The organism is Polynucleobacter sp. Nonnen-W13 (genome assembly GCF_018881735.1).
Lineage (GTDB): Bacteria > Pseudomonadota > Gammaproteobacteria > Burkholderiales > Burkholderiaceae > Polynucleobacter.
On the sequence record NZ_JACVPU010000003.1, the window covers coordinates 40,065 to 57,739 of the forward strand.

The window sequence follows — 17,675 nt, forward strand, 5'->3', positions numbered from 1 at the left end:
CCCGCTACTACAGCGGGTTTTTTATTGCCTTTAATTTTCCACTAGGCGTAGCGACGCAATCTCAAAGAGAAGTCGCGCAGACTCGATAAACCACTCTCCTCAGCGCGCTGACACCAAACATGCAATTGAGCTAACAGTTGATCACCTGTGGCATTAGAGCGACTCCAAATCGCTTGCAAGTCACGGCGCATCTCAACCATCTTTCGTAGCTGAATATTGGTTGCCATCAACTCTTCAAGCTTCATTTTTTCTTCGGTAGTTAAACGAGATTCATCCTTACCCAACCAAGTGCGCGCGTCTTTTAAGTGAGCGGCCAATACCTGCATATGCTGGACTTCATTACTAAAGAAATTACTCAAGGTCTTGCTATAGCGGGCCATGATTTCATAACGGTTGGCAATGACGGCTTCGAGTGTGCTCTGATCTGCAGGACGTAAATTGCTCAGCACCGGCTTTGGAGAAGTCTTTTTCACCTTGGCCAGGCCAACGGCACTCATGATTTGAATGTACATCCAACCAATATCAAACTCATACCATTTACTCGAGAGCTTAGCGCTTGTGGCGAAGGTATGGTGGTTGTTATGCAACTCTTCTCCGCCAATCAAAATACCCCAAGGCAAAATGTTTCTTGAGGCATCTTCGCAATCGTAATTACGGTAACCCCAGAAGTGGCCAATACCGTTAATGATTCCAGCGGCAGTAATGGGAATCCACAACATCTGCACCGCCCACACAGTCAAGCCAATGGCACCGAACAAGAGTACGTCGATAATCAACATCAAGGCCACACCTTGCCATGAATACTTTGCATAGAGGTTGTGTTCAAGCCAATCATCTGGAGTACCGTGGCCAAACTTGTCTAAGGTCTCTTGATTGTGTGACTCTTTTTTGTATAACTCAGCGCCACGAGAAAGCACAGTATTGATACCCAAAATTTGCGGACTATGTGGATCATCCACAGTCTCACATTTGGCATGATGCTTGCGATGAATCGCTGCCCACTCTTTGGTTACCATGCCAGTTGTTAGCCAAAGCCAAAAACGGAAAAAATGGGATGCAATCGGATGCAGCTCCAAAGCGCGGTGCGCTTGGCAGCGATGCAGAAAAATAGTCACTGCAGCAATGGTGATGTGGGTGGCAATCAAAGTAAACACAAGGATTTGCCACCAAGCCCAATTTAAATAGCCATTGGAAAGCCAATTAAGGAATAAATCAAAGCCAGAAACTGTGTTCAAAAGGGTATCCCCAAAGAGATCTAAACCCTTATTTTAGTTCTTAATCAGCTTTCTTGCTTTTGACTTTTACCGACTTTTCGTCATCTTTATCGACAGTTAGCGCTGAAATAGCTACTTTCTTCTGAAAAACAGCCCCAAAGAAGCCATCAGTTCCATGAATATGTGGCCATAACTGCCACCACGGGTTGTCAGGACTGCAACCCAAAGGCATTTTATCCTTTGGAAATAATGCTTTAAGAACTTCAGCTGCAGGAACCACTTCAAAATTAGGATGCTTTACCAAGAAATCCTCTGCAATTTGCTGGTTTTCTTGTGGCAACAGGCTGCAGGTGGCATAAACCAAGCGGCCACCGGGTTTAAGTAAACGGCTTGCAGAGGCCAAAATATTCATCTGCTTTTGATTCAGCTCCAAGACGCCTTCTGGGGTCTGGCGCCATTTGAGATCTGGGTTGCGTCGCAATGTACCCATGCCACTGCAAGGAGCATCCACTAAGACGCGATCAATCTTTCCAGCCAAGCGCTTGATCTTGGAATCATTCTCACTATCAATCCAGACAGGATGCACATTAGACAGGCCACTACGGGCTTGTCTAGGCTTTAAATTAGCTAAGCGACGTTCGGATGTATCGAGAGCATACAGACGGCCTGTGGAGCGCATGATTGCCCCAATAGCCAAAGTCTTGCCGCCGGCGCCGGCGCAAAAGTCCACCACCATCTCGCCACGCTTAGGTGCCAGTAAGTAAGCCAATAGCTGACTACCTTCATCTTGAACCTCAAACATTCCCGCCTTAAAGCTAACGGTATTTTGCAAAGCAGGCTTACCCATAATGCGAATACCATCTGGTGCGTACGGAGTTGGAATAGCTTGATATCGACCACCTAAAGCATTCATCTCGGCCAGCAATTGCTCGCGAGTCGTTTTCATGGTGTTCGCACGTAAATCCAAAAGGGCTGGATGCATGAGTGATTTAGCTAATGCTTCACGTGATTCTTCGCCGGGGTACTTTCCAAATGCATCCCAAAGCCATTCAGGCAAATTATTACGAACCAAGGAATTGAGTGCCGCTGGATCAACCGTTGCAAAACGCTGCAACCATTCGTATTCACCTGTTTTCAACACATGAGCTAAGTCAGCAATAGCGCTCTCTGCACGGTTAGCAGAGCCCAGGCCGCCTTCAGAAAGAGCAGACAGCAAACCCAATAGGGCTAAGCGTCTAGCCTGAGAACCCTCGCCACTTGAAGCAAATTGTGAGAACTCATTCTTCCGACGCAGGATGGCAAAAGCACTCTCAGCAATCAAGGCGCGATCACGATTACCCAGCTGAGGCTCTGAGCGGAAATAGCGACTTACTACACGATCGGCCGGTTGCTCAAAATTGAGGAGCTCTGGAAGCAGGCGCTCCAAATGAATCGCATGCTGAGGTAGAGCCTTGGCATTAGAAAAGTTTTTTTGACCTTCTGGTGCAATGATGTTGCCACTCGCATTACGACGCTCTGGGCGACGTAATGGATCTTTAGATTTAGCGGCATAACTTTTTTGTGGACCTAAGCGTGACCCAGATCTTGATCCAGATTTACTGCCAGCGCTAGCTGCGCGAGATGAACGTTCTTTACTCATAATTTTATTAATTGCGACTCCGGTGGTTTAACCTGAACTTGATTACCTTCTATTCGCAATCGTCCATCTAGGAACCATTTTACGGCCCGTGGGTAAATCTGATGCTCCGCAGCCAAAACTCGCGCTGCTAAGCTATCCGCATCATCGCCGGGAAGCACAGGAACTGAGGCTTGGCAGATAATAGGGCCCTCATCCACGCCCTCGGTAACAAAATGCACGCTGGCACCATGTTCAGCCACCCCAGCCTCCAATGCCCGTTCATGAGTATGCAATCCTGGGAAAGCTGGCAGCAAAGCTGGGTGAATATTAATCAGACGACCCTCGAAATGGCGAATAAAGCCCGGGGTCAGAATTCTCATAAAACCCGCTAGAACCACTAAATCAGCCCCTAATTCATCGATTTTTGCCATGAGAGCGGCATCAAAGGATTCGCGAGTAGCGTGTTCGCGATGTTCAATGGCAAAGGCCGGAATGCCCTGAGAGCGAGCAAAATCAAGGCCTTTGGCAGCAGAGTGGTTGGCAATTACCCCGGTAAAAGTAACCGACCACCGCTCTTTTTGAGCTGTTTTGACGATAGCCTCGAAATTAGATCCGCGGCCTGAGATTAAGGTGACGATAGATGGCATGCCCACAATATAATTGATGGTTACCCCGAAAGCGACCCTGAAAGCGATTTAGTGAACGTATTCCGCGGCCCCACCCAGTTTTCTGCAGGACCGGCTTGTGCCTTAACCATTGGTAATTTCGATGGCGTGCACAGGGGTCATCACGCCCTCCTCAAGAAGCTGAAGGATGGCGCGCAAGAGCGTGGTTTAGTTAGCTGTGTCATGACCTTTGAACCACATCCCAAGGAATTCTTTTCTCCAGAACAAGCGCCGCCACGAATTTTGAATTTGCGGGACAAGCTTGCTGCCTTTGCCGGCATTGGTATCGATCGCGTAGTAGTGGAGCACTTTAATTCCGCATTTGCTCGCCTCACTCCCGAAGAATTTGTTTCTGAGATTATTGTCAAGCAACTCAATGCCAAATGGATTTTGATCGGGGACGATTTTTGCTATGGCGCAAAACGTGCCGGCAACTTTGCAAGTCTCAGAGCAGCAGGTGAACAATTGGGTTTTGAAGTTTCTAGCATTCACACCGTGCAAGAAGATGGCGAAAGAATTTCTAGCTCTGCGTTACGCAATGCCTTGGCTAACGGAGATATGGATCAAGCTCATACATTATTAGGTCGTCCTTACGGCATCTCCGGTCACGTCATTCATGGGCAAAAGCTGGGTCGTACTTTAGGATTCCCAACATTAAATCTCGCTGTTGCCAATCACCTGCATCACCGCAAGCCCGCCTGCTCTGGCATCTTTACTGCCCAAGTCTTGGGGCTTGGAGATAAGCCACTGCCTGCTGTAGCCAGTCTCGGTGTGAGACCAACGGTTGAAGATGAAGGTCGTGTATTACTTGAGACTCACATCTTTGATTACAACGCAAATGTCTACGGAAAAATTATTACCGTGGAGCTCTTAGAAAAAATTCGTGATGAGGCAAAGTATTCTGACCTCGATACACTTACCAAAGCGATTGCATCTGATGCAGCGCATGCTAGAAATTATTTCAAGAAAAAATCTTATGTCTGAAAAAGAAAACTCTTATCCCGTTAATCTTCTAGAAACATCGTTTCCGATGCGAGGAGATTTGCCAAAACGTGAACCGCAATGGGTTGCAAAGTGGCAGAAAAATAAACTCTACGAGAAGATTCGTGCAGCGCATTCTCATCAGCCAAAATTTATTTTGCATGATGGCCCTCCCTATGCAAACGGTGACATTCATATTGGTCATGCAGTAAATAAGATTCTTAAGGACATGATCGTAAAGTCCCGCTGGTTAATGGGCTATGACTCTGCATACGTTCCTGGCTGGGATTGCCATGGTATGCCAATTGAGATTCAGATTGAAAAGCAGTTTGGCAAGAATCTACCGACAGCTGAAGTACAAGCTAAAGCACGCGCATATGCAAAAGTGCAGGTGGACAAGCAAAAAGTCGACTTTGAGCGTTTAGGCGTTTTGGGTGACTGGAATAATCCTTATCTCACCATGAACTACCGCAATGAGGCTGATGAAATTCGTGCACTCGGGAAGATCTGGGACAAAGGCTATGTTTTTCGTGGCCTCAAACCAGTGAACTGGTGTTTCGATTGCGGCTCCGCATTAGCTGAAGCTGAAGTGGAATACCAAGACAAGACTGACCCAACAGTAGATGTGGGATTTGCTTTTGATGATGCGCAACGCCCACAACTCGCCAAAGCATTTGGCCTTGCTGAGATTCCAGTCAAGCCTGGAATGATTGTGATTTGGACAACAACACCTTGGACTATCCCCTCCAATCAAGCACTGAATGTTCATCCCGAACTCAGCTATGCCTTAGTAGACGCTAGCGATAAATTGCTCATCTTGGCAGAAGACCGAGTAGAAACTTGCCTAGAAGATTTTGGACTTGAAGGAAAAGTAATTGCCACTTGCTTAGGTAGTCAGCTGGCAAATATTTCTTTCTGGCATCCACTAGCTTCATTGCATGAAGGATACAAACGCCTCTCGCCAATCTACCCTGCCCAATACGTCACCTTAGATACTGGTACTGGCGTAGTGCACTCTGCACCAGCCTATGGCGAGGAAGACTTTAAGTCTTGCAAAGCAAACCACTTGGCTGATAAAGATATCTTGAACCCTGTCATGGGCAATGGTGTTTATGCCTCTTGGCTCCCTCTCTTTGCCAATGAATATATTTGGAAAGCCAATCCCAAGATTGTGGAGGCCATGCGTGAAGCAGGCAGCCTCTTGCGAGATAAGACCTATACCCACTCTTACATGCATTGCTGGCGTCATAAGTCGCCGATTATTTATCGTGCGACCTCGCAGTGGTTTGCGAGCATGGATAAAAAACCATCTGATGGCAAAGCCAGTCTGCGTGAATTAGCCTTAGCCGGCATTGAAAGCACTGAGTTCTTCCCGGCATGGGGTAAGCAACGCCTGAACAGCATGATTGCTAACCGTCCTGATTGGACACTATCTCGTCAACGCCAATGGGGCGTACCAATGGCTTTCTTTGTTCACAAGGAAAGTGGTGAGCCTCATCCTCGTACGGTAGAGCTGCTTGAGGAAATTGCAAAGCGTGTTGAAAAAGAAGGTATTGAAGCTTGGCAAAAACTTGAAGTAGCCGAACTACTTGGTGAAGAAGCTGTTCAATATGAAAAGAATCGTGACACCTTGGATGTATGGTTTGATTCTGGTACTACGCATTGGCACGTTATTCGTGGCTCGCATCGTGCGGAACTCTATCGCCCAGAATCTGAAAATGCAGAGGGTCGTTTAGCCGACCTTTATTTAGAGGGCTCAGATCAACATCGCGGCTGGTTCCACTCCTCTTTACTCACTGGCGCCATGCTAGATGGCAAGCCACCCTACAAAGCACTTCTTACGCACGGCTTCACGGTTGATGGCCAAGGCCGCAAGATGAGTAAGTCTGTAGGTAACGTGATTGCTCCGCAACAAGTTGCTGATAAGTTAGGTGCGGAGATTATTCGTTTGTGGGTAGCTTCTACTGACTACTCTGGTGAGATGACCATCTCCGATGAAATTCTGAAACGTGTAGTGGAAAGTTACCGCCGTATTCGTAATACATTGCGCTTTTTATTAGCCAACCTATCTGACTTTGATCCAAGCAAGCATGCGATGCCTGCAAGTGAATGGCTAGAAATTGATCGCTACGCTGTTGCACTCGCCAATCAGTTACAGCAAGATGTTCAAGCCCACTACAAGGCTTATGAGTTCCAACCTGTTGTAGCGCGCATGTTGACTTTCTGCTCAGAAGATTTAGGTGGCTTCTACTTAGATATTCTGAAAGATCGCCTCTATACGAGTGCGCCGGATTCGAAAGAGCGGCGTGCAGCGCAAAACGCCCTCTTCCACATCACCCGTAACCTACTCAAATGGCTGGCTCCTTTTCTCTCGTTTACGGCTGAAGAGGCTTGGCTATCATTTCCACATGATATGAATGAAAAAGCCAAAGAGTCTATCTTCATGGAAGAGTTCGGCGCTTTCCCAGAAATTACCCAGACTACTGAACTCCTTGCCAAATGGAATCGTGTTCGAGAAATCCGCTCTGAGGTAACTAAAGCCATTGAGATTGAGCGTGAAGCCGGTAATATAGGCTCATCTCTGCAAGCTGAACTCACCATTAAGGTAGGTGATATCGATTTTGCAATTCTGCATTCTCTCGAAGACGATCTGCGTTTTGTGACCATCACCTCTAGTGCCAATCTAGAACTCAGCAATGCAGGCCTCGAGGTGCTTGTTCGCGGTAGTCAATACAAGAAATGTGGTCGTTGCTGGCATCACACTCAAGATATTGGCCTCAACACTGAACATCCGGAGTTATGTGGTCGCTGCATCAGCAATCTTTTCGGAAGCGGTGAATCCCGCCTTTTTGCATAATCAATATAGTAAAAAGATCGCCACTACACCATGAGCACAAACCTCTCTTTTCTCCGTTATCTAGCAATTGCAATTGTTACGCTCTTGCTAGACCAACTGAGTAAATGGTCTGCCTTGAGTAATTTACAGCTGGGCGTTCCTGAACCTGTTTTGCCATTTATGAACTGGTTGTTGCTGTTTAACCCAGGTGCAGCGTTTTCATTTTTAGCGCAAAGCTCTGGATGGCAACGGTGGTTCTTTACAGTCCTGGGCTTAGCGGCATCCGCTTACATTCTTTGGCTACTACGAAAGAGCTTGGGTGACAAGATGCTTTGCTGGGCTCTTAGCCTCATTCTGGGAGGTGCACTAGGGAACGTCTTAGACCGCATCATGTATGGCGCAGTAGTAGATTTCATTGACCTACATTACGCTAACTGGCATTGGCCAGCCTTCAATATTGCCGATAGCGCCATTTGTATCGGTGCAGCCCTCATCATTTGGGGCGAGTTACGTAAGTCATTTGGCAAAAACCCCCAATCCCTTTAAGCTGGCGTAATGCAATCACTTTTAAATAAGAAAATCGTTCTCGGCATTTCTGGTGGTATTGCGGCCTATAAGTCTGCAGAGCTAGCACGTCAGTTGATACAAGAAGGTGCCAGCGTCCAAGTGGTAATGACAGAAGCTGCTCAGCAATTTGTTACGCCCGTCACCATGCAGGCACTCACAGGCAATCCTATATTCACAAGCCAATGGGATAGCAGTATTGCCAACAACATGGCACATATTGAACTCTCTAGGGCTGCAGATGCAATTTTGATTGCGCCAGCAAGTGCAGATCTGATGGCTAAGCTCTCGCTCGGCTTGGCTGATGATTTGCTCAGCACCTTATGCCTGGCAAGAGATTGTCCGCTTCTCTTGGCTCCTGCCATGAACAAGCAAATGTGGGAGCATGCGGCCACACATAGAAGTGCAGAACGGCTCATTGCTGACAAAGTCACATTACTAGGCCCAGCCAGCGGATTCCAGGCGTGTGGTGAAGTCGGCTTTGGGCGCATGCTTGAGCCTGCAGAAATTACCGAGCAACTCATAGCCTTTTTTCAAAAGAAACCGCTCCTCGGTAAGCGAATACTGATTACGGCTGGACCCACTTTTGAAGCGATTGACCCGGTGCGCGGCATCACTAACCGTAGCTCAGGCAAGATGGGTTTTGCAATTGCCCGCGCAGCTGTTGAATCTGGTGCAGAAGTGCACTTAATAGCAGGCCCATGTGATCTCACCACACCATTAGCCTCAACTGGAAAAATTACCCGCACTAATGTAGTCAGCGCCAAAGAAATGCATACGGCCACAATGCAATCTAGTGACTGTGATGTCTTCTTTGCGGTTGCTGCAGTGGCTGACTGGGGAATTGCTAAGCCAGCTAAAGAAAAAATGAAGCGTCAAGCCAAGCAGGCCCCGAATTTAGAATTTGTGACCAACCCAGATATTCTTGCTGATGTAGCTAAAACGGTCAAAACCAAAGGCGGTAAGTTGCGCCCATACTGCGTTGGCTTTGCAGCCGAGTCTACTGAACTCCAAAAGCATGCAGAAGAAAAGCGCAAACGCAAAGGCATTCCGATGATCGTCGGTAATATTGGTCCAGATACCTTTGGCAGTGATCTTAACCAACTACTCATCGTTGATGAAGGTAGTAGCAAGAAAATGGCCAAGGCCGAAAAGCTTCAGCTTGCACGTCAGCTGATTCAGTTAGTCGCCAAGAAAATTTAATCTCGTTTTAGGAAATTCTATGCAACAACTTCAAGTCAAAATTCTCGATGAGCGCATGCGCGATCAATTGCCTGCATATGGAACCCCTGGAAGCGCTGGATTAGATCTGCGCGCCTGCATTGATGAAGTCATTGAAATTGCTGCTGGACAAACAGTCCTTGTCCCAACGGGTTTAGCGATTTATGTAGAAGATCCACGCTATGCCGCATTCATTTTGCCGCGCTCTGGTCTTGGCCATAAGCATGGGATCGTTCTCGGTAATTTAGTGGGACTGATCGATTCGGATTACCAAGGTCAACTGATGGTGAGCACTTGGAATCGTGGCTCTACCGCATTCAAATTAGAGCCCATGGAGCGCTTAGCGCAACTGGTAGTGATGCCAGTTCAACAGGTAGAGCTCAAGGTCGTTGAGGAGTTCACTGAGAGTAGTCGTGGGGCTGGTGGGTTTGGAAGTACAGGTCGCAGTTGATTTAGATTTTTTGGAGTTAGCTAATAAAAAACCACCCTTAGGTGGTTTTTTATTTTCCTTAAATCTCCTCGACTGGGGCTACATCAGCTTTTGGCCGTTTACCCGGAACAACTGGGGCATCAAACTGAAGTTGAACTTTGCCATCAGCATCAATATCGACATCCACATGACCGCCCTGGGCCAATTTACCGAATAGCAATTCATCGGCAAGTGCTTTGCGTACCGTGTCTTGAATGATTCGCTGCATTGGTCTTGCACCCATGAGCGGATCAAAGCCATGTTTAGCTAAATGCGCACGCAATGCTGGGCTAAATGTAGCATCCACCTTCTTCTCATGGAGTTGTTCCTCTAGCTGCATCAGGAATTTATCCACCACACGCATAATGATGGTCTCATCGAGCGCCTTGAAGGAAACAATCGCATCCAAACGATTACGGAATTCTGGCGTGAAGAACTTTTTAATATCCGCCATCTCATCACCGGACTCACGCGCATTAGTAAAGCCGATGGTGGACTTCTGCATTGCTTCAGCACCAGCATTGGTTGTCATGATGATGATGACATTACGGAAATCCGTCTTACGACCATTGTTGTCCGTGAGAGTGCCATGATCCATGACCTGCAAGAGAATATTGAAAATATCTGGATGTGCTTTTTCAACCTCATCAAGCAAGAGGACGCAATGCGGCTTCTTGTTTACGGCCTCAGTTAGCAAGCCACCTTGATCAAAGCCTACATATCCTGGAGGCGCGCCAATTAAACGACTAACCGCATGACGCTCCATGTACTCCGACATATCAAAGCGCAGGAGCTCGATGCCCAAGATGTAAGCGAGCTGTTTGGCAACTTCCGTTTTACCAACCCCAGTTGGGCCGGAGAATAGGAATGATCCAATCGGTCTATCGATTTTGCCAAGACCGGCACGAGTCATTTTGATTGCGCTCGCTAGGGCCTCAATGGCAGGATCTTGACCAAACACCACGCTCTTAATATCCCGATCTAATGTTTGTAGCTTGCTACGATCATCCACCGTTACAGATTGTGGCGGTATACGAGCGATTTTTGCGACGATCTCTTCAATCTCCGGGCGACCAATGGTTTTCTTTTGCTTAGACTTGGGCAGAATGCGCTGTGCAGCACCAGCCTCATCAATCACATCAATTGCTTTATCTGGTAAATGACGATCATTGATATAACGTGAAGACAATTCAGCTGCGGCTACCAATGCAGCAGAGGCGTACTTAACACCGTGGTGTTCTTCGAAGCGTGACTTCAAACCACGCAAAATTTGCACGGTCTGATCGACAGTTGGCTCAACCACATCCACTTTCTGGAAGCGACGCGACAGAGCCGCATCTTTTTCGAAAATGCCTCGGTACTCAGTAAAGGTAGTTGCACCGATACACTTGAGCTGGCCATTCGAGAGCGCAGGCTTTAATAAATTGCTCGCATCCAATGTACCGCCAGATGCAGCACCCGCACCAATTAAGGTGTGAATCTCATCAATAAATAGAACGCCATGGGCGCTGTCTTTTAAAGACTTCAGAACACTCTTCAAGCGTTGCTCAAAATCTCCACGGTACTTAGTGCCTGCTAAAAGCGCGCCCATATCTAATGAATAGACTGTGGCATCAGCCAAGATCTCAGGGACATCACCCTTCACAATTCTCCAAGCTAAGCCTTCAGCAATCGCAGTCTTACCTACGCCTGCCTCGCCTACCAATAGCGGATTGTTTTTACGACGACGGCAGAGCACCTGAATCACGCGCTCGACTTCACTATCGCGGCCAATCAGCGGATCAATCTTGCCCTGCTTAGCCAGCACATTGAGGTTCTGAGTGTATTGCTCTAAAGGACTCTCCTTGCCGCCAGACGATGCATCCTCGGTCTCTTGGCTTGCCTCAGCAGGCTTAACGCTCTCAACTTGATCTTTACGTACGCCGTGGCTAATAAAGTTCACCACATCCAAACGAGTGACCCCTTGCTGCTGCAAGAAATACACCGCATGAGAATCTTTTTCACCAAAGATAGCCACTAGAACATTCGCCCCCGTAACTTCCTTCTTCCCATTGGAGGTGGATTGCACATGCATGATGGCGCGTTGGATCACGCGCTGAAAACCCAGAGTTGGCTGGGTATCGACTTCATCATTACCCGGAACTACGGGCGTGTTGTCGTTAATAAAATTTTTGAGCTGGGCACGAAGCTCAGCAATATTGACAGCGCAGGCTTTTAAAACCTCCACTGCAGTCGCGTTGTCTAGTAACGCGGCAAGCAAATGCTCTACCGTAATAAATTCATGTCTTGAAGCTCGCGCATCAACAAACGCCATGTGCAAACTTACTTCTAATTCCTGGGCAATCATGCTTCCTCCATAGTGCACTGTAGTGGGTGACCCGCTTCGCGGGAGAGCTCGATAACTTGATGCACTTTTGTTGCTGCAACATCACGTGTAAATAAACCGCAAATGCCTTTCCCAACCAAATGAACCTGCAACATGATCCGTGTAGCTGTCTCATGATCCTTATTAAAATACTCCTGAATGACCATCACCACAAATTCCATTGGGGTGTAATCGTCATTTAATAGTAAAACTTTATACATCGAAGGCGACTTTAGTTTCTCGGCCTGCTTTTCGAGAAGAATAGTGTCTTCAATGTGGGGGTTGTTTGGATTGCCAACCGTTGGATTTTTCGTTGTACGACTCATATGAAACATTCTAAACACAGATGTGAAAATTAGGATTTGGTGGCTTTGTTGCATAAAAACCATCCAGAAAGTGCCTTAAACACTATATTGGGGCATTTTTCGATAAAAAAAGGGGGGTTAAATAGTAACTATATTTACCCACCCCCTTGACACCCCACCATAAAGGGCAAACAATCAGGGGGTAGGCTTCATTTGAAGTCCTATTTAGGCGTGTTGTAGAGCGAGACTGATTAAAAAGTATTCACCCTCATCACGGTTGTTTTAAGTTTATGTAATGGAGTTCGCATGGCGACCGGAATTGTTAAGTGGTTCAATGATGCAAAAGGTTTTGGCTTTATCAAACCTGATGATGGTGAAGAAGAGTTGTTTGCGCATTTCAGCGCAATCACAATGCCTGGGTTTAAAACACTCAAGGAAAACCAAAAGGTAACGTTTGATATTACCCAAGGTCCTAAGGGCAAACAAGCTACTAATATCCAAGCAGCTTAATCTGCTTTAGATCATTACTAAAACCCAGGACTTGTTCCTGGGTTTTTTTTCGCCTGCATTTTCTTGTCTTGCCAGCCCTGCCTTAGAATGACCCTCACCCACCAAGTACACTCAGAACACCATGCATTTACCCCATATGAAACAATTCATTTTTTCTCTTACGGCGACAGCTGGGGTCTTTTCAGCACCATTGTTTGCACAACAGAATGTCGGCCTACCTACAGTTGAACTCAAAACTGGGATCTATCGTATTCAGGCAGAGTTAGCTGATACACCCAAAGCACGCGAGGTCGGGCTCATGAATCGTACTAGTATGCCCACGAACTCTGGCATGCTTTTTATCTTTGAGCAAAAAGCAGGACATTGCTTCTGGATGAACAACACAAAGATTCCTCTATCGATTGCCTTTATTGCTGATGATGGCAAGATTGTGAATATCGAAGAGATGCAAGCTGAGACTACCAACAACCATTGCCCTAAGGCAGCAGTACGTTATGCACTTGAGATGAATAAGCAGTGGTTCTCTGAGAGAGTGATCGTGCCTGGCACAGTCATTCAAGGCTTACCCAGGAGGTGAGGCACTAGTTCTTGAGAATAAATTGGGCGGCAGTCTTAATAAACTCAGACTCTTTCTCATTAAACCCGTGATAGGCCTTTGAGCCACAGACATCGCCCTCGCTCACACCACCCTCCATCGCAACAAACTGGGATCGAGATTTGCCAGACCTATTTTTAATAATTCCTTCTGAGGCAGAAAAAGGCGTGTTTGCACAGCCGTCGTCTACATGATGAATAGCTTGTACCGGCATAGCCACATCTGAGTCAATAGAAGCCGATCGATAAGTACCAGCAATAATCACTCCAGAAATTAGCCCAGCCTGATCTTTTCCACCATTTGCAAACTCAGTAACACTCACGGTTCCCATGCTGTGCCCAAAAATCCAAATAGGCAAATTAAGCCTCTCTTTGTAATATTGCACAACATTCAAAATTCTTTGCTGGTGATCGCGAATAGATCTGGAGTTTCTCATTCCCCCGCCCAAGTCATAGGGGGTATCAACTAATACGGCGTCTATTCCGTATTGAATCCATAAATTCTTTGAGCGCACGAAAGTGTGGAAGTTGGTACTGGATCCATCATTCTGAAGGCGCAACATGCCACCGCCACCAGGAAATAATAGGACTACCGCCTTTGCATTTGGTGCCGGCACCAGCAGCGTTCTTGTAGGCGGATCATCCTTGTACGGAACGTCAAAAACTTGTGCGCTCACCAAATTAGACAATGCAATCCCCGTGAAAAGGACGATTTGAGCTAGTTTCATATTCTCTTTTTTACACCGATCCAAATGAAAAAACCACCCGTGGGTGGTTTTTCTACTTTTAACCAATGTGGCTTTATTCGAAATGACAAACATAATGAACTGGAGACTCGGCACGAATGATGAAATAACCACCTTTTTCCACTTCCCAGCTTTGACCCGCTTTGAACTCGACCTCTGGGGCGCCGTTAATACTGACAAACGCATTACCATCAACTACTTCCATAACTTCCTTTGTGCTGAGGTCAAAACGTAAAGTGCTTGGCAATACCACGCCAACTGATTTACGAACGCCATTTGGCAAAGTCACAGTATGAGATACGCACTTACCATCGAAAAATACATTGGCTTTTTTGCCTACAGAAACTTGATCAAATTGCATCTTTATTCTTTCTAATCTGAATTACTAGTTTGTTGTTTATCTTGATTATTTAGCACGCTTACGTCTTGCAGTTTCAGCAATTCGCATACGCAAAGCATTGAGCTTAATAAATCCACCCGCATCGGCTTGGTTGTACGCACCACCATCATCATCAAAGGTGGCGATTGTCTGATCAAACAAAGTATTCGCTGAATCGCGTGATATGACAGAGACGGATCCCTTGTAGAGCTTCAGTCGCACAACCCCGTTAACCATTTGTTGCGTGTGATCGATCAAGGTTTGCAGAGCTAGGCGCTCTGGTGCCCACCACAGGCCGTTGTAAATGAGGCTTGCGTAACGGGGCATGAGATCATCTTTGAGGTGAGCGACTTCACGGTCCAAAGTAATACTCTCAATACCGCGGTGCGCTTTCAACAAGATAGTGCCGCCAGGGGTTTCATAGCAGCCACGGCTCTTCATGCCTACAAAGCGGTTCTCAACTAAGTCAAGACGACCAATGCCATGCATGCCACCAATACGATTGAGTTCAGCAAGCAACTCATGTGGTTTATAAGCTTTACCATTAATCGCCACTGCATCACCAGCACGGAATTCAATTTCAATAATTTCTGGGGCGTCTGGAGCCTTCTCTGGAGAGACCGTCCAACGCCACATGGATTCTTCCGCTTCAGCATTCGGGTTCTCAAGATGACGACCTTCGTAGCTGATGTGCAATAAATTGGCATCCATGGAATACGGTGAGCCACCTTGCTTATGCTTCATTTCTACTGGGATGCCATGCTTTTCTGCATAGGCCATCAATTTTTCTCGGGAGAGTAAATCCCACTCGCGCCATGGTGCAATTACCTTAATTCCAGGCTCGAGTGCGTAATAGCCCAACTCAAAACGTACTTGGTCATTACCTTTACCAGTAGCGCCATGCGATACAGAGTCCGCACCAGTCGCGCTAGCAATTTCAATTTGACGCTTAGCAATCAATGGACGCGCGATGGAGGTACCCAAAAGGTACTCGCCTTCGTAAATCGTATTGGCGCGGAACATGGGAAACACAAAGTCACGTACAAACTCTTCACGCAAGTCGTCGATAAAAATATTTTCTGGCTTGATGCCAAACTGCAGCGCTTTGGCGCGTGCCGGCTCCAACTCTTCACCCTGACCTAAGTCAGCTGTGAAAGTAACGATCTCACATTGATAGGTATCTTGAAGCCATTTGAGAATCACACTGGTATCAAGACCGCCGGAATACGCTAAAACTACTTTTTTAATATCAGACATAATTTCTATTCAATCAAAAAATGAATCAATAAAGAACCAAGATAAATTACTTAAACACTTAGTCCAAACGGCCGCAGAGTAAATACTCCATCAAGGCTTTTTGAACATGCAAACGATTTTCAGCCTCTTCCCAAACGATGCTTTGAGGACCATCAATCACTTCTGCAGAAACCTCTTCACCACGATGCGCTGGCAAGCAATGCATGAACAAGGCATCTGGTTTTGCCAATGCCATTAACTCTTCATCGACCATCCAGTCTTTAAAAGCAGTCATACGAGAAGTATTTTCATCCTCGTAGCCCATGCTAGTCCATACATCAGTGGTGACCAAATCGGCACCTTTACAAGCTTCCTTTGGATCAGCGCAAATCGTCAGATGCTTTAAAGCCTTCTCGGTCAATCTGGAACTATCTAACTGATAACCACTAGGAGCGGAGAAGCGAATTTGAAAATCCAAACATTCCGCCGCCTGAATCCAGGTATAGGCCATGTTGTTGGCATCGCCTACCCAAGCAACTATTTTCCCCTGAATCGGACCGCGGGCCTCTACAAAAGTAAAGATATCAGCCAATACTTGGCAAGGATGGTACTCATTGGTCAGGCCGTTGATTACGGGCACACGAGAATTTGCTGCGAAGCGCTCAATAATCTCTTGGCCAAAGGTACGAATCATGATGATGTCCGTCATCCTAGAAATCACCTGCGCAGCGTCCTCTACAGGCTCACCACGACCCAACTGGGTATCTCGGGTATTGAGGTATACGGCATGGCCACCAAGCTGGTGTATGCCCGCCTCAAAAGAAAGGCGGGTACGAGTCGAATGCTTCTCAAAGATCATTGCTAGAGTGCGATCATGTAAGGGATGCCAAGTCTCGTAACTTTTGAACTTCGTCTTAAGCCAAGCAGAGCGCTTGAGGAGGTAATCGTATTCTGCGCGCGTCAGGTCAGCAAACTGCAAGTAATGCTTAACCTGGCCAGGCACTTGGGGCTTTGCCAAAGATGTCATTGTTGAGCTTTCTACTAGAGTTTTAGCTTGCATTTTTTGTTTGGGGCATCGAACTGCACGAAAATAGTTCCTAAAGTCATCTTAAGACCTTCGCAGACTGTTAAGCTAAGGTCTAAGTAACACCGATTCCTTACTACGATTTCTACGCCAACTTGAACCACAAAAAGCTTTTCATTCAAGGCATTACAACCTCTGGCAAACCTTTTCGGCCCAGTGACTGGGCCGAACGACTTTGCGGAGTGATGGCCACTTTTCGCCCACCAGGCGATGCTGGCGACCCCCGCTTCTCTTACTCACCTTATGCCAGACCAGTGGTTATTGCAAAAGTAACATGCGTTGTAATTGATACCAGGCTAAGAGACCTCGATCCGAGAGCGCTCGACTTTGTCATCAACTTTGCCAAAGACAATTGCCTGCCAATCGAAGAAGCCTGCGAATTCGAACCGAATCCACAATCCCAGCCCTAAAAACAAAAACCCGCTCTGATAAGGAGCGGGCTAAGACCCAGATTACTCTAAAGTCTGCCTAAATCTATAAAAGTCTTACGCTGCCATCGCCTTAATAGCTGCAGACAAACGTGACTTCTGACGTGATGCCGTATTTTTGTGAGCGATCTTTTTATCAGCAATCTTGTCGATTGTGGACTGAGTTGCTGCAAATACTTTAGCAGCAGCGTCCTTGTCGCCAGTTTCAATTGCTTTGCGAACTGCCTTGATGGAAGTGCGAAGCTTTGAACGCAAGCTAGAGTTGTGTTCATTCTGTTTTACTGCCTGCCGTGCGCGTTTACGCGCTTGTGCGGTATTGGCCATCTTTAAACCTTGCTATATAAAAAATACAAAATACGGTTAACTAAAATTCTGTGTGGGTTCGCCAAATTTGTAAGCTGACTCACCAAAACCCAAGATTTTACATTAAAGGACTAAAAAAGCCCAGCCGCTTGATAAA

The 17,675-nt window shown here is 46.7% G+C and carries 18 protein-coding genes; 8 read left to right on the plus strand and 10 right to left on the minus strand.

The window, feature by feature from the left end; all coding sequences use genetic code 11:
* Positions 1-41: 41 nt before the first annotated feature.
* From ICN27_RS08780 to purN, 3 genes are read right to left on the minus strand one after another with little or no spacing between them, the layout of a single operon-like run.
* Positions 42-1,235 carry a fatty acid desaturase gene (locus ICN27_RS08780; protein ID WP_215308351.1) on the minus strand — a complete coding sequence of 398 codons (1,194 nt, stop codon included), beginning with the start codon at positions 1,233-1,235 and terminating at the stop codon, positions 42-44.
* Positions 1,236-1,275: 40 nt separating this feature from the next.
* Positions 1,276-2,853 carry an RsmB/NOP family class I SAM-dependent RNA methyltransferase gene (locus ICN27_RS08785; RefSeq protein WP_216269759.1) on the minus strand — a complete coding sequence of 526 codons (1,578 nt, stop codon included), beginning with the start codon at positions 2,851-2,853 and terminating at the stop codon, positions 1,276-1,278.
* Positions 2,850-3,479, minus strand: coding sequence for a phosphoribosylglycinamide formyltransferase (gene purN / locus ICN27_RS08790; RefSeq protein WP_216269760.1), 630 nt, complete (start codon positions 3,477-3,479; stop codon positions 2,850-2,852). The genes ICN27_RS08785 and purN overlap by 4 nt, the downstream gene beginning before the upstream one ends.
* Before the next feature lie 51 nt (positions 3,480-3,530).
* On the opposite strand from purN, the gene ICN27_RS08795 reads away from it, so the two are divergent.
* Genes ICN27_RS08795 through dut form a run of 5 tightly spaced genes read left to right on the plus strand, consistent with a single transcriptional unit; the run spans position 3,531 to position 9,550 of the window.
* Positions 3,531-4,481 (plus strand): bifunctional riboflavin kinase/FAD synthetase, encoded by a 951-nt coding sequence (locus ICN27_RS08795; protein WP_216269761.1) that lies wholly within the window; start codon positions 3,531-3,533, stop codon positions 4,479-4,481.
* The gene (gene ileS, locus ICN27_RS08800; RefSeq protein ID WP_370624507.1) at positions 4,456-7,335 is read left to right on the plus strand and encodes an isoleucine--tRNA ligase; all 2,880 of its coding nucleotides are present in this window, start codon (positions 4,456-4,458) and stop codon (positions 7,333-7,335) included. The genes ICN27_RS08795 and ileS overlap by 26 nt, the downstream gene beginning before the upstream one ends.
* Before the next feature lie 30 nt (positions 7,336-7,365).
* A complete protein-coding gene (gene lspA, locus ICN27_RS08805) occupies positions 7,366-7,860 on the plus strand; it encodes a signal peptidase II (protein ID WP_046330735.1) in 495 nt (164 codons plus the stop codon).
* A gap of 9 nt (positions 7,861-7,869) precedes the next feature.
* Positions 7,870-9,081: a bifunctional phosphopantothenoylcysteine decarboxylase/phosphopantothenate--cysteine ligase CoaBC gene (gene coaBC / locus ICN27_RS08810; protein WP_216269763.1), complete on the plus strand. Its 1,212-nt coding sequence runs from the start codon at positions 7,870-7,872 to the stop codon at positions 9,079-9,081.
* 19 nt (positions 9,082-9,100) lie between these two features.
* Positions 9,101-9,550 (plus strand): dUTP diphosphatase, encoded by a 450-nt coding sequence (gene dut, locus ICN27_RS08815; RefSeq protein ID WP_216269764.1) that lies wholly within the window; start codon positions 9,101-9,103, stop codon positions 9,548-9,550.
* Between the two features lie 58 nt (positions 9,551-9,608).
* Here dut and clpA read toward each other — a convergent pair whose 3' ends face one another.
* Together clpA and clpS are read right to left on the minus strand one after the other, a co-directional pair.
* Positions 9,609-11,915, minus strand: a complete 2,307-nt coding sequence (gene clpA, locus ICN27_RS08820) for an ATP-dependent Clp protease ATP-binding subunit ClpA (RefSeq protein ID WP_215308358.1) — start codon at positions 11,913-11,915, stop codon at positions 9,609-9,611.
* A complete protein-coding gene (clpS, locus tag ICN27_RS08825; protein ID WP_046331280.1) occupies positions 11,912-12,268 on the minus strand; it encodes an ATP-dependent Clp protease adapter ClpS in 357 nt (118 codons plus the stop codon). The genes clpA and clpS overlap by 4 nt, the downstream gene beginning before the upstream one ends.
* A gap of 276 nt (positions 12,269-12,544) precedes the next feature.
* On the opposite strand from clpS, the gene ICN27_RS08830 reads away from it, so the two are divergent.
* Positions 12,545-12,748: a cold-shock protein gene (locus ICN27_RS08830; protein WP_011903586.1), complete on the plus strand. Its 204-nt coding sequence runs from the start codon at positions 12,545-12,547 to the stop codon at positions 12,746-12,748.
* Positions 12,749-12,884: 136 nt separating this feature from the next.
* Complete coding sequence (locus ICN27_RS08835; protein ID WP_216269765.1) at positions 12,885-13,325, plus strand: DUF192 domain-containing protein; 441 nt, start codon at positions 12,885-12,887, stop codon at positions 13,323-13,325.
* Positions 13,326-13,329: 4 nt separating this feature from the next.
* On the opposite strand, the gene ICN27_RS08840 is transcribed toward ICN27_RS08835, so the two are convergent.
* From ICN27_RS08840 to argF, 4 genes are all read right to left on the minus strand, one after another.
* A complete protein-coding gene (locus tag ICN27_RS08840; protein ID WP_216269766.1) occupies positions 13,330-14,070 on the minus strand; it encodes a hypothetical protein in 741 nt (246 codons plus the stop codon).
* 73 nt (positions 14,071-14,143) lie between these two features.
* Positions 14,144-14,449, minus strand: coding sequence for a pyrimidine/purine nucleoside phosphorylase (locus ICN27_RS08845; RefSeq protein ID WP_215308360.1), 306 nt, complete (start codon positions 14,447-14,449; stop codon positions 14,144-14,146).
* 45 nt (positions 14,450-14,494) lie between these two features.
* Positions 14,495-15,724 carry an argininosuccinate synthase gene (locus ICN27_RS08850; protein ID WP_216269767.1) on the minus strand — a complete coding sequence of 410 codons (1,230 nt, stop codon included), beginning with the start codon at positions 15,722-15,724 and terminating at the stop codon, positions 14,495-14,497.
* Positions 15,725-15,782: 58 nt separating this feature from the next.
* Positions 15,783-16,730 carry an ornithine carbamoyltransferase gene (gene argF / locus ICN27_RS08855; RefSeq protein WP_216269768.1) on the minus strand — a complete coding sequence of 316 codons (948 nt, stop codon included), beginning with the start codon at positions 16,728-16,730 and terminating at the stop codon, positions 15,783-15,785.
* A 152-nt stretch (positions 16,731-16,882) separates the two neighbouring features.
* Here argF and ICN27_RS08860 point away from each other — a divergent pair, with 152 nt between their 5' ends.
* Positions 16,883-17,197, plus strand: a complete 315-nt coding sequence (locus ICN27_RS08860; protein WP_215308363.1) for a DUF3579 domain-containing protein — start codon at positions 16,883-16,885, stop codon at positions 17,195-17,197.
* Between the two features lie 75 nt (positions 17,198-17,272).
* Here the strand turns inward: ICN27_RS08860 and rpsT are convergent, their stop codons facing one another.
* Positions 17,273-17,539, minus strand: a complete 267-nt coding sequence (gene rpsT / locus ICN27_RS08865; protein ID WP_046330744.1) for a 30S ribosomal protein S20 — start codon at positions 17,537-17,539, stop codon at positions 17,273-17,275.
* Positions 17,540-17,675 lie beyond the last annotated feature (136 nt).